The sequence below is a fragment of the Thalassolituus sp. UBA2590 genome (assembly GCF_002339775.1).
Taxonomy (GTDB): Bacteria; Pseudomonadota; Gammaproteobacteria; order Pseudomonadales; family Oceanobacteraceae; genus Thalassolituus.
Map to the genome: position 1 here is coordinate 1 of NZ_DDKU01000132.1, position 12,675 is coordinate 12,675.

The window sequence follows — 12,675 nt, forward strand, 5'->3', positions numbered from 1 at the left end:
TGCTTTGCAAATGGCCAGAACAGGGCCGAAAGTTTCCTCACGGAATACCGCCATCTCAGAAGTGACACCAGCCAATAGAGTAGGTGGATAGAAGAAGCCCGGCATATCCGGTTTCTCGCCTCCCGTTAAGCATTCAGCACCATCCTGAATGGAGCGCATAACCTGACTGTGTAATTGGTCGCGTAAGTCTTCGCGCGCTATAGGGCCGATGCATTGGTTCTCCTGTGAGGGATCGCCCAGTTCCAGTGCGTTAAAACGCTCGGTTAATTCGCGGCATACGTCGTCGTAAACGCCAGCTTCAACGATGACACGCTTCGCTGCGATGCACGACTGACCTGCATTAATCATGCGTGACAGTGTGATGACGTCACAGGCCTTCTGAATATCAGCATCGTTGAGAACAATGCAGGGATCTGAGCCGCCCAGTTCAAGAACTGCGGGTTTCAGCCCAGCGGCAGCCCGTGCTGCGACTTTCTGACCGGCGCCACTTGAGCCGGTGAATGAAACGGCTTTAATGCCCGGATGGTCGATGGCATCACCCACGATTTCCGTTGTGATGGGTAAATTCTGCATAACGCCATCGGGCAGGTTTTTCTGAAAAATTCGCGTTAAACAGGCGGCAGATTCAGGAACATTCGGGTCGGGTTTCATAACGCAGGTGTTGCCCGCCATTAAGGCAGGGGCCAGAAAACGCAGGGCCAGCCAGACTGGTGCATTCCATGGAAGAATCCCTAACACGGTTCCAAGTGGCTGGTGGCAGACGTAACTGTCGGTGGCGTCGGATGCCAGTGTTTCCGTCTCCAGAAAGGCTTCTCCATTATCAGCGTAATATTCCGCGCAGAAAGCAGATTTTTCTACTTCGCCCAGACCTTCGCGCAACGGCTTGCCCATTTCTTTTGCCATCAGTTGCGCCAGTTCTTCCTTTGACTCCCGCATCTCGGCGGCAATATTGATCAGGCATTTTGCCCGTTCACTGTAACTCATCGCCGCCCAGGCTGGAGCTGCTGCAACAGCTTGTCCGATCGTATCTTCTGCCTCTGCCAGAGTCAGTGATTCAACTTCAGGCAGAGCAGTGCCGGTCGTAGGATTAATTGGATTAAGCATGGTCACTCCTCCTTACGCTGTCGCGTCGCTTTTGCTGGCTACTTCTTTGTCGTTTTCAGCAGTGGATGACTTACTTTTCGCACCTTTTTTTGATCGGGCAGTACCAAGATCAATGGCTGCATTTTTGTGTGTTTCTTCAGGTTTTACAGTGAAATCCCTATCCAGTGAGAAGAAAGATTCGCAACCGTCTTCTGTGACGTGAATCGTATCTGAAATGCCGCAGGTCTTATCACCATCAACGCCCCACATCCATGGGATCAGGTGAAATGTCATACCCTCTTTCAAGACGGTGCCATCACCTTGCTTCAGGCTGACGATATAGCCCTCATCCCAGCTTGGTGGGAAGGCGATACCAATCGAGTAACCTGAGCGGGTTATCAGGCGAGCCCCCACGGTGTTATCTGAAATAATATTGCGCACCAGGTTATCAACGTCTGACACAGTCATTCCCGGCTGAACGATATTATGGACAGCGTCCAGCGCCTTTTTCATTGTCTCCTGAGCCTGGTACATAGAGTCCGGCATATTGCCCAGCATGACGGTACGCATCATGGCCGTGTGGTAACGCCGGTAGCAGCCACCCACTTCAAGAAATACATGCTCGTCGGGCTGAATAACACGACCTTCCCAAGTGGCGTGACCAATCATGGTGCGGGGGCCGGACGTCACGTAAGGCATGACAGAGGGAAATTCACCACCGGCACGGAACATAGCGGCGCTGATGGCTGCACCGACCTCATTCTCGGTAGCGCCAGCATGACAGGCATCAATACCGGCAACCATGCCGGCTTCGGTAGCGACGGCCGCGCGTTTCATTATTTCTATTTCTACGCGCGATTTGCAGACACGGCCTTCCTCAACAACGCCAAAGCAGTCGAGTAGCTTTCCATCTTTAAGTGAGGTGTGAATCACATCCTGATGGTAAGCCGGGAAAAAGTAACTATTACGCTCGTAACCGATGCGTTTATTAGCTAGCCCAAATTCGCGCAATGCATCGACCAGCATCTGAATGGCATCACCAGTATCGGGGTAAGGGCGTGTGACCTCTACCCAGGTCCGGGCAATAACATTCGATTCTTCGAGTGCACGCGTAATCATGAAAGGCTCTTTCTCGAGCGGTACGACTAAGGCCTGAAAAAAGCTGTACCCTGTGGTCTGGTAGTCCGTCAGGTACATGATATTTTCAGGGTCAGAAATAACGACGGCATCGAGGTGTCGCTCCTGAATCCGCTGACGCAGTTCTTCGATCCGGCGCACGTATTCTTCGTGCGGAAAAGTCATATCATCACGTTCAATCATGCGGCTTTCTCCATAACGCTGCGGACAGATTCAGTCAGAATTTCCAGGCCTGCGATTAAATCAGACTTGGGAATCGTCAATGGCGGGATAATTTTCAGGACTTTGCCACCCGTTCCGCAGGCTGCAATGATTAATCCTTTTTTAAAGCATTCCTGAACTACGGCTGCACTGCGCTCACCTGAGCCCATATCCAACCCGAAGATCATGCCTTTGCCGCGTAATTGCAGGCTTTTATCCGCGTGGAGCAGTGGCTGCAGGTATTGATCAACCAATACGGATTTATCTTTTACTTCCTTCATGAAGTCGTCATTCCGGAAATAATCGAGGGCGACCTTACCCGCAACGAAGGAGAGATTCTGACCCCGGAACGTTCCTGTGTGTTCACCTGGTGACCAGTGCTTGTCCAGTTCAGGGTGTACAAGGTTCATCGCCATCGGTGTGCCTATGCCACCGATACCTTTTGCCATGCAGACGATATCCGGCATTACGCCCAGATCATCGAAGCTGAAGTAATTACCTGTACGACCGCAGCCGACCTGAATGTCGTCAATGATCAGAACTGAACCGAGCTCTTTTGCGAGGGCGGCGACTCCTTTCATCCACTCTTTTCCGGCGACATTCACACCACCTTCCGCCTGAATGGTTTCCAGTAAGATGGCCGCAGGCTTGGCCATGCCGCTTGAGGTATTGAGATAACGCGCACGAAGGTGATCGAGAGCTTCAAGGCCACATCCCTGGTTACAACCACTGCAGGGAACTTCGCAGCCAAATGCCTCGTGGCGGACGTGATTGAGTGGTACACCAGAGGCGTTACGGAAATATTCGTTTGCAGTAGCGGCCAGTGAGCCCAGAGTCATGCCGTGGAAGCCCTGACTGAAGGCGAGAATTTCGGTTCTGCCCGTTGCTCGGCGCGCAATTTTCATCGCTGCTTCCACCGCATTGGTACCTGTCGGCCCCATAAACTGTATACGGTGTGACATATTCCGCGGTTCCAGAATCAGATCCGTGAAGGTCTGCATAAACTCAGCTTTGGCACTGGTCTGCATATCCAGACTATGAAGTACGCCGTCGTTTTTCATGTAGTCGATCATGGCGTTAATCATGGCTTCGTTATTGTGGCCAAAATTCAGCACACCTGCGCCGGCAAAAAAGTCGATATATTCCTTGCCAGTATCATCGGTCTGACGCGCATTTTTAGCGGTCGTAAAAGTAACAGGGTAAACGCGGCTGTAGCCGCGCACATTTGATTCGCGCTGCTCAAAAATAGTCATGAGTCTGATCCTCTCGTTAATAAATGTTGTTATCGGAGTGGATTGGAACTCAGGGGGGAGTGCGCATCCCGGTTAAACGACAGAACCAACGACAGACATCTTCGATCAGCCGGTCGTTAAAGTCGTAATGTGGGCTATGGCATGGGTACGGGTTACGGCGACCGTCGTCGCTGCCGATCAGTGCAAACGCACCGGGAATTTCCCGTAGATAGTAACTGAAATCTTCTGACGCCATGACCGGCATTGGTCGGCCATGATCAAGCGCTTTGTCGCCGTAAAGCTCAGTCCAGGCGGCTCTTGCTGCCTGCGCCTGAACAGGGTGATTAATGGTTGCCTGGTAGCGGCCGTGATGTGTTACCTGACACTCAACACCATACGCTGCCGCAGTGTTTTCGGCAGTTGTTGTAATGGAGTGATTGACCAGCTCGCGGGTTGCTTCGTCAGGCACACGGATGCTGCCAGCGATGGTCGCACTGTCAGCCAATACCGTAGGGGCGTTACCCGCATTGAACTGAGTTACGCTGACCACCGCATTTGCCTGAGGCGGTAACCGGCGACTCACCACTTGCTGCATGGCGACCACGATGGCAGAGCCTGCTAACACGACATCGTTGCAGACTTCTGGTTGACTGGCGTGCCCACCTTTACCTGCCAAGCGGATATCGAACGTTCCGTTACCACACATAATCAGATCATCAGGGCAGGCCATTGTGCCGTAAGGCAGTGCCGGCCAGTTGTGCCAGCCGTAGATTTCGCTGACGCCTTCCAGTGCACCTTCGCGAATCATTTCACGGGCGCCATGGCCGCCTTCTTCAGCGGGTTGGAATAACAGAATAACTTGACGGGAAAGTTCGTTTTCGTGGAGCTTCAGCCAACGTGCAGTGGCTAGTAGAACCGCCGTATGGCCATCATGACCACAGGCATGCATGCAGCCAGAACTGGTCGATGACCAGTCGGCGTCGGTGTCTTCATTAATGGGCAGTGCATCGATATCAGCGCGCAACGCAATGGCAGGAGTTGAACCCTGCTCATTCAGTACGGCAACCGTGCCGGTTGTTGCGCATTTTTTCCAACGTATTCCAAGGTCAGTGAGGACGGTGCGGATTTTTTCTGCCGTCGCGTGCTCTTCCCAGCTTAACTCCGGGCGCTGATGCAGTTCGCGACGAATATTTTTCGCGAAGCTTAATGTCTCTTGCCAGTGGTCAGACATAAAGTCTCCTGCCTGTCATGAGAGAGCACTCTTGTACTCTGTCAGCGAATTATCGGCTGATTTTTTTCAATGCCGTAAATTCTTCACTGCAACGTGCAGGCCACTTTTTTAACTGTTTAGGGGGCTAAATTTTTTATCTTTTGAAATCTGAATTTAAAAAAATATTAGTTTTCAATCGCTTGTACTTCAGAAGCTAAAGAAGAATTAAATCAAAGAAGCGGAATCTGTTTAGGCCCCAAAACAGTTCAAACGTCTATCTGTGGCTGCTGATGTAACCTTGTGGTGCATGTGCGCAATATCGGGGCAATGTTTGAGGTGACGGGTAACAGGGGGGATTTTCATTGGTTAACGCCTCTATTCACGCCAGAGTAGACAAGGGATACGTCATATCTGGCCAACCGGTTGAAGGTCTGCAAGCGAAGGAAGTAGCATCATTGATCTGTGTGAAAACACACCATAAAAATAATGATAAATATCTGGGGTTACTATGAACTTCCGTAAAACAGGCCTGACACTGGCGTTTGCGTCAGCGGCGGCCGTATTCTCTGCACCAGCGTCAGCTGGTTGGTTCGACTGGCTCTTTCCTTCGCCTCCTGCTGAAGAGGAAGAAGAGGTCGTTGTTGATCAGCCTGACTACTCTGATGGTTTACGTCCGGCTATTTTCGTAGGTAACAACTGGGACGGTACTATCGACGTTATCGATGGTGATAACTACGAAATTCTGGGCCGCGTTAACGGTATTCCTGATTACGAAGAGCGCATGGAGGAAATCAAAGCTGATTTCTGGCGTTACACGGTATTCCTGGGTATACGTCAGCTTATTGGTGAAGGGAACGACCAATACGTAGATGACATGTACAGCACCAACGACGGTGAGCTGCTGATCGTTTCCCGCCCAAGCTTCGCGGACGTAGTAGCACTGGATCTCGATAACGGTGAAATCGTCTGGCGTTTCGAAGTTGATGGCGTTCGTTCCGACCATATGGCGCTGTCTCCGGACGGTACTCAGGTCGCGGTATCGGCGTCTACCGGCAGTGTTGTTCATCTGCTGAATGTTTACACAGGTGAAGAGGAAGGGCGGTTCCCAACCGGTAACTCACCGCATGAAAACCTCTACTCTGACGATGGTAAGTATATTTATCACTCCAGTATCGGTTTCGTATTCATGCCATTTGATGGTCGGGTTCTGCGTGATACCACACGCGGTGAGCGTAAGTTCATCGTGTACGACACAGAAGCCGAACAGATCGTTAAAGATATCGACATTAAGGCGAAGCTGGAAGAGGCTGGCCTCAGTGATCTGAGCCCGTCGATTCGCCCGATGGCACACACCAGCGATTATCGCTTCTTCTATTTCCAGTTGTCGTTCCTGCATGGCCTGGTTGAGTTTGATATGGAGACGGAAACCATCACGCGTCTGGCGGAGCTACCGAATATGGTTCCTTACCTGCCTAAGGTTTACTACGTGAATGATTCTGCGCATCACGGACTTGCGATGAGTGCAGATGATTCGGCTCTTTGTGTAGCTGGCACCATGGATGACTACGCGGCGATCGTTGACCGCGAAACGTTCGAGTACACCATTCTGGAAGGTCTGGGTAAGAAGGCCTACTGGGCAGTATCTGACCGCAGTGGTGAGAACTGTCTGATCTCCTGGAGTGAGACTGATCAGGTATCTGTTATCAACTACGCGACTCGTGAAGAGATCAAGCGCATTGATGTGGGTAACCACCCTCAGCGTATCCGTGAAGGTATGTTGAAGGCAGACTGGTTGTCTCTGTACTGATCAGTCAGCCCGGCTCCTCACGGAGCCATTCCTAACATAGAAAAGCCCCGTCAGCTGAACCTGACGGGGCTTTTTTAGTACGCGATAGACTGATCAGTCGTCGTCTTCTTCCAGCTGGGACTGCTGGTAACGCTCAATGCCGATCTTATCAATCAGGCTCAGTTGAGTTTCAAGCCAGTCGACGTGTTCCTCTTCTGATTCAAGGATGTCGTTGAGCATGTCACGACTGACGTAGTCTTTTACTTCTTCACAGTAGGCAATAGCTTCACGCAAGTCTGGGATGGCCTTCATCTCGAGCTTGAGGTCGCACTCGATCATTTCTTTGGTGTTCTCACCGATCATGAGGCGGCCCAGATCCTGAAGATTGGGTAAGCCTTCCAGAAAGAGGATACGCTCGATCAGGACATCTGCGTGTTTCATTTCATCAATTGACTCGTGGTACTCGTGATCCGCAATTTTCTTGAGCCCCCAGTCTTTGTACATGCGCGCATGCAGGAAGTACTGATTAATGGCCACCAGTTCATTGGCCAGAATTGTATTGAGGTGCTCGATAACCTTAGCGTCGCCTTTCATTGCCAGCGTCTCCCTGTGAGTGAATATGACTCTATTCTGGATACTGATTTGGTCTTGAGTCAAACGATTAGGGAGCTTTGGGGTGAAAAAAATAAGGGACTGAAAACGATTTAGTTTTCAGTCCCTTATTTGGGGGATATTTGGCCATAAATGATAGGCATTGATGGCTTAATGCAGGTCGAAATAGTAACGAATCTGGTTACTCAGGCTGACTCTCAGGCAGCCGAGAAAAGGTGACTCATCTGAGCGGCAGTCTGCTTGGCTTCGTTAAAGATGGCCTTGGCATCACGAGCACATTTGCCGCACTGACTTCCGAGACCTGTGCACTCTTTCAATTGGCTCATGCGGGTAGCACCTTGCTCAGCAGCAGCAACGATGTCGCGGTCAGTCACTCCTTTGCAGATACATACGTACATTTAAGCTCACCTGAGTTGTTGTTAAGAAACTGATGCCAGTATAAATACGAATTACTATCAAACGCAAGTTTTTTAGGAGTAAAAGTGCGAATGATTTGTAACAACGAAGCTTCGATTGAAAATTTCAGATCAGGATTCGGAGAGAAGGAGAGATTTACTGACAGCAATGTCAGCCAGACGCCGCTTGCTGAGTAAAGATCAATTAAAAAACGAACAAACGTTAATAGGGTCACATTTTCTGGTGTACACTTGTTTAGAATAAGTGTTGTCAGATGTGGCTCTGATTCATTGGGCTCGCATCCGCGCTCAGGGAAGGCACTGCAAATAATAAAAATACGTTTTGGTGCGCAACAGCATGTTGATGTCGAACTTTTTCCCAAAGAATTTGCGGGCTACTGAAGAGTACGCAGACGAGAGAACTCTTTCGCTGATGAAGAGAGCGATTGCAGGAGCTTTTGTTGCATTGGGCTTCAGCATAGCCGCTTTGGCCATGGTTGCTCTCCGTACGGGTTGGCCCCACTGGGATATAGTATCTGCCTTACTGACTTTCTACCTGGTGCCTGCAACCTACGCCTACCGTTATATTCGTACGCCAGAAGAGAAGAGGCGCCCAACAACTGCGAGGCGCAACCTGCTCTACATGTCCATCGCTATGGTTACGCTCTGGAGTATCGTGGGCATGGTCATCCTGCCTGAGCTGGATGCTGATACCCGCCTTATTGCCGTCTCTATTTTTATTGTCGTTGTGTATGCGCATTGCCTGCCGTTCGCCCTGTTTCCCATAATCGGCATGGGGCTGCTCGCTCTCAACCTGTTGCCTTTGGCTATCCAGCTGACCTTACTGAATGATGACTCTGTCATAGCCTTCGGCCTGTGTGGTGTAATGTTGTTGTTCATGGATGTGGGGACTTTCTGCTGGCTTCATCGTAAGGACATGCTCGCACTCAAGAAAAACGAAGTCGATGGCGCTCCTGATCAGGAGCCCGACATGTCAGAGGAGGGCTTTCGCAAGCGCCTCGTATTTTCTCTCCATGCTAACAGCACCCCTGCGGTAATGATGCAGGCGGTTGCCGCCTTCTTTATGGTTATTACCCTCAGGGTTGAAGCATACGAAAGCCTGCTCTGGTGTTGGTTGCTGGGTTATCTGTCGGTACAGACGTTGCGGACTGCGGGATTCCTGGCACATGTTGAAAACCCACAAAGGCTGCGTCTCCGGGATTGGCGTTTGCTCTTTGGTGCCGGCGTAGTTCTGAATCAGCTTGCCTGGTACAGCTTACTGATACTCTTCCATGACATCATGAGCGGTTTCAGTCTCGGTGTCGTCAGCGGTATGTTCATCGTCATTGCCGTGATCAGTACGGTGGGTATTACCAGCGATCGTCTTCTGCTCTACCTCAACAGTGCTATGTGTCTGGTGCCGCCGGTACTGATCCTGTTCTCAGGTGAAGAGGTCTGGTCGATGGTGTCTCTGGGAATGCTGGCTTCTGTTTCCTTATTGATTGTGGTTGAGAACATCCACCGGTCAGCACTGCATTCACAAAAAGGTCGTCTTCTTCAGCGCCTTACCGAATTTCGTTCCCGTGAAATGGCCGAACTGAACAATGATCTGACGGATGCACGCGAGCGTCTGACTGAGGTTAATGCGAACCTTGAGAAGCAGATCGAGGAGCGCACAGAGGAACTTAACTATCAGGCCACTCACGACATGCTGACCGGCCTCGGCAACCGTTACTATTTCTCACGTAAGGTCAGTGAAGCGCTGAAAGAGCAGAATGATGAGCAGGCAGGTTTTGCTGTGTACCTGCTTGATCTCGACCGCTTTAAAGAGGTGAACGATGGTCTTGGGCATCTTGCTGGTGACCATGTACTGCGCGTCATCGCAGCGCGTATTGCAAACGCTTGTGGCGATCAGGTGATCTGTGCTCGCTGGGGAGGTGATGAGTTTGTCATCCTGGAACGTCGTGATGTCTCTGAAGTTCAGGTTGAAGAGTTCGCTACCCAGCTGGTCGCTGAACTTCGCAAACCTATAGATCTTGATAGTGGCCCGGTGTCTCTCGGTGCCAGTGTCGGTATTGCGCTTTGCCCTGAGCACGGAACCAGTGCAGAGCAGCTCCTCGAACACGCCGATATTGCGGTCTACCGCGCGAAATCACGGAAAACGGGCGTATCTGTTTACGATGATAAGTGGGGCCATGAAGCATCCGAGCGATTGCAGCTGGTGCAGGCCCTTGGCTACGCCATTGATAACGACCAGATCGAAATTGCTATGCAGCCCTTCGTATCCGTAGAAGATGGCAGCCTGACCGGTTTCGAAGCACTGGCGCGTTGGCACGATAATGTTCGCAATGTTGCTATCAGCCCCGGAACCTTTATTCCTCTCGCAGAAGAATCCGGTTTGATGCCTGCAATGGGACGTATGATTCTTCGTAAGGCCTGCCAGACGCTTATGAAAGAGGCGCCTGAGTCTGATTTACGTGTGGCGGTGAACATTTCTGTGATGCAGCTGAGGCAGCACGATTTTGTCGACGATGTTGTGTCTACACTGGCTGAGGCCAATATGCCCGCAAGACGACTGGAGCTCGAACTGACGGAATCTGTGTTTGCTGGTGATGTACTTCAGATCCGCCAGGTTCTGAGCACTCTGCGTAATCTCGGTGTGCGCATCTCTATCGACGATTTTGGTACAGGCTATTCATCAATCAGCTACCTGCGCGATTTCCCGCTGGATACTCTGAAGATTGATCAGTCCTTCGTGGCTGGTCTTAGCAACGGTGGTGAAGGGCTCTTTTCGAGTATTGTCTCGCTGGCGCATGGTTTGAAACTGTCGGTTATTGTCGAGGGTGTTGAGAATCGCCATGACCTCGATAAAGTCCTGTCACTGGGTGGCGAAGAGATACAGGGGTATTTCTTTGCTCATCCTATTGAATCAGACAAGTTGGGTGATTGGTTGGAGAAGCACAGTTCCCGCCCGTTCTCTATGAAACGGCGCCATCTGTCGGTTGCTGTAGATAATCACTCTGGATAATAAAAAAGCCCGCGTACGCGGGCTTTTTTATATCACCGGAACTCAGTCTTCGTAGTTCTCAATCGCAGGGCAAGAGCAGATCAGGTTGCGGTCACCGTATACGTCATCGATACGGCCTACCGTTGGCCAGAACTTATGAGCACCCAGCTCCTTCACAGGGAAAGCAGCGAGCTCCCGTGAGTAAGGGCGCTCCCACTCTCCGGTCACGACTGCCGCGGTATGTGGTGCGTTCTTCAGCGGGTTGTTCTCGGCATCCAGAACGCCGTTCTGTACCGCATCAATTTCAGCTTTGATTGCGATCATAGCGTCAGCGAAGCGATCTATCTCGGCTTTGCTTTCAGATTCCGTAGGTTCGATCATAAAGGTACCCGCTACTGGGAACGACATGGTCGGTGCGTGGAATCCGTAGTCCATCAGACGCTTGGCGATATCCACTTCGGTGATGCCGGTTTCTGCCTTAATCGGGCGCAGGTCAACGATACACTCGTGGGCAACACGACCGTTCAGGCCTGAGTACAGGATCGGGTAGTGCGCAGAAAGGCGCTTCGCCAGATAGTTGGCTTTCAGTAGAGCGTTCTGTGTTGCTGTACGCAGACCTGAACCGCCCATCAGAGTGATGTACATCCAGCTGATGGTGAGAATACTGGCAGAGCCGTATGGCGCAGCAGAGACTGCGCCATTGCCCTTAGAAGCATCATCAATCGGGCGTACCGCGTGGTTCGCCACGAACGGTGCCAGGTGGGCGGCAACACCAATCGGGCCCATGCCCGGACCACCACCACCGTGCGGGATAGCGAAGGTCTTGTGCAGGTTCATGTGGGAAACGTCTGCACCGATAAAAGCTGGCTGAGTCACACCCACCTGAGCATTCAGGTTAGCGCCGTCCATATACACCTGACCGCCGTGCTGGTGGATCAGGTCGCAGATTTCTTTCACGCCTTTCTCGTACACACCATGTGTCGAAGGGTAGGTCAGCATCAGACACGACAGCTGATCAGACAGCTCTTCCGCTTTCTTCTTCAGGTCGTCGAAATCTACGTTGCCCTGTTCATCACACTCAGTAACAACCACCCGCATCGACGCCATCTGTGCCGATGCCGGGTTAGTACCGTGCGCCGAACGCGGGATCAGACAGACATTACGGTGACCTTCGCCGCGGCTTTCGTGGTATTTCTTGATCGCCAGCAGGCCCGCGTATTCACCCTGTGCACCTGAGTTAGGCTGCATACAGATGGCATCGAAGCCGGTGATATTACGCAGATAGCCATCCAGTTCAGAAACCAGTTGCTCGTAACCCGGAGTCTGGTCTTTCGGTGCGAAGGGGTGGATATTCGAGAACTCAGGCCAGGTCACCGGGATCATCTCGGTGGTGGCATTCAGCTTCATGGTGCAGGAGCCGAGCGTAATCATCGAGTGATTCATCGCCAGGTCTTTGCTTTCGAGACGCTTCATATAACGCAGCATCTCGTGCTCGGTGTGGTACTTATTGAAGGTCGGGTGTTCCAGGAAGCCGGTCAGACGCTGCAGACCTGCGGGTACGCTGTCTGAGCCAGCTTTGACCACGACCTCGTCGAGGTCGTAAACATCAAGTCCGTGGTCAGCGCCGAGGAAAATATCAAAGAGTTCGGCGACATCGCTTGCCGTGGTCTTTTCTCCCAGTGTCACACCCAAGGTGTCATTACCCAAACCGAGTGCTTTATCATCACGGAGATTGACTTCCCGGTCTGTAGCGCGCTTCAGAACATCTTCACGATTGCTGACCTTAAGCGTTAGGGTATCGAACCAGGTTGTGTTGAGAAGTTCGACGTTTTTGCTCTTCAGGCCTGCTGCCAGAATATCGGTCAGTCGATGAATGCGGTTGGCGATGGTCTTCAGACCAGTCGGGCCGTGATATACCGCGTAAAATGAACTGAGGTTTGCGAGCAGCACCTGTGCAGTACAGATGTTGGAGTTCGCCTTTTCACGGCGGATGTGCTGCTCACGGGTCTGCA

General features: G+C 51.6%; 9 protein-coding genes. 2 read left to right on the forward strand and 7 right to left on the reverse strand.

Going from position 1 to position 12,675, the window contains the following annotated elements:
- From B2067_RS11540 to doeB2, 4 genes are all read right to left on the reverse strand, one after another.
- The coding region (locus B2067_RS11540; protein ID WP_301388553.1) for an aldehyde dehydrogenase family protein at positions 1-1,104 on the reverse strand (1,104 nt) is incomplete at its 3' end.
- Between the two features lie 12 nt (positions 1,105-1,116).
- Positions 1,117-2,403, reverse strand: coding sequence for an ectoine hydrolase (doeA, locus tag B2067_RS11545; RefSeq protein WP_301388555.1), 1,287 nt, complete (start codon positions 2,401-2,403; stop codon positions 1,117-1,119).
- The gene (locus B2067_RS11550) at positions 2,400-3,674 is read right to left on the reverse strand and encodes an aspartate aminotransferase family protein (protein WP_301388557.1); all 1,275 of its coding nucleotides are present in this window, start codon (positions 3,672-3,674) and stop codon (positions 2,400-2,402) included. The genes doeA and B2067_RS11550 overlap by 4 nt, the downstream gene beginning before the upstream one ends.
- 49 nt (positions 3,675-3,723) lie before the next feature.
- On the reverse strand, positions 3,724-4,884 hold the full coding sequence (gene doeB2, locus B2067_RS11555) for a N(2)-acetyl-L-2,4-diaminobutanoate deacetylase DoeB2 (RefSeq protein ID WP_301388559.1): 1,161 nt from the start codon (positions 4,882-4,884) through the stop codon (positions 3,724-3,726).
- Between the two features lie 487 nt (positions 4,885-5,371).
- Here doeB2 and B2067_RS11560 point away from each other — a divergent pair, with 487 nt between their 5' ends.
- Positions 5,372-6,670, forward strand: a complete 1,299-nt coding sequence (locus tag B2067_RS11560) for a YncE family protein (protein WP_301388561.1) — start codon at positions 5,372-5,374, stop codon at positions 6,668-6,670.
- Between the two features lie 93 nt (positions 6,671-6,763).
- Here B2067_RS11560 and bfr read toward each other — a convergent pair whose 3' ends face one another.
- Positions 6,764-7,243 carry a bacterioferritin gene (gene bfr, locus B2067_RS11565; protein ID WP_076513568.1) on the reverse strand — a complete coding sequence of 160 codons (480 nt, stop codon included), beginning with the start codon at positions 7,241-7,243 and terminating at the stop codon, positions 6,764-6,766.
- A 215-nt stretch (positions 7,244-7,458) separates the two neighbouring features.
- The gene (locus tag B2067_RS11570; RefSeq protein WP_068435260.1) at positions 7,459-7,659 is read right to left on the reverse strand and encodes a (2Fe-2S)-binding protein; all 201 of its coding nucleotides are present in this window, start codon (positions 7,657-7,659) and stop codon (positions 7,459-7,461) included.
- A 430-nt stretch (positions 7,660-8,089) separates the two neighbouring features.
- Here B2067_RS11570 and B2067_RS11575 point away from each other — a divergent pair, with 430 nt between their 5' ends.
- A complete protein-coding gene (locus B2067_RS11575) occupies positions 8,090-10,684 on the forward strand; it encodes a putative bifunctional diguanylate cyclase/phosphodiesterase (RefSeq protein ID WP_301388563.1) in 2,595 nt (864 codons plus the stop codon).
- 42 nt (positions 10,685-10,726) lie between these two features.
- Here B2067_RS11575 and gcvP read toward each other — a convergent pair.
- Positions 10,727-12,675, reverse strand: a 1,949-nt coding sequence (gene gcvP, locus B2067_RS11580; RefSeq protein WP_301388564.1) for an aminomethyl-transferring glycine dehydrogenase, incomplete at its 5' end; no start/stop codon positions are given.

Bases quoted from the DNA above. Each gene is read 5' to 3' on its own strand.
- doeA (WP_301388555.1), bottom strand. From the start codon at position 2,403: ATGATTGAACGTGATGATATGACTTTTCCGCACGAAGAATACGTGCGC.
- B2067_RS11550 (WP_301388557.1), bottom strand. From the start codon at position 3,674: ATGACTATTTTTGAGCAGCGCGAATCAAATGTGCGCGGCTACAGCCGC.
- doeB2 (WP_301388559.1), bottom strand. From the start codon at position 4,884: ATGTCTGACCACTGGCAAGAGACATTAAGCTTCGCGAAAAATATTCGT.
- B2067_RS11560 (WP_301388561.1), top strand. From the start codon at position 5,372: ATGAACTTCCGTAAAACAGGCCTGACACTGGCGTTTGCGTCAGCGGCG.
- bfr (WP_076513568.1), bottom strand. From the start codon at position 7,243: ATGAAAGGCGACGCTAAGGTTATCGAGCACCTCAATACAATTCTGGCC.
- B2067_RS11570 (WP_068435260.1), bottom strand. From the start codon at position 7,659: ATGTACGTATGTATCTGCAAAGGAGTGACTGACCGCGACATCGTTGCT.
- B2067_RS11575 (WP_301388563.1), top strand. From the start codon at position 8,090: ATGAAGAGAGCGATTGCAGGAGCTTTTGTTGCATTGGGCTTCAGCATA.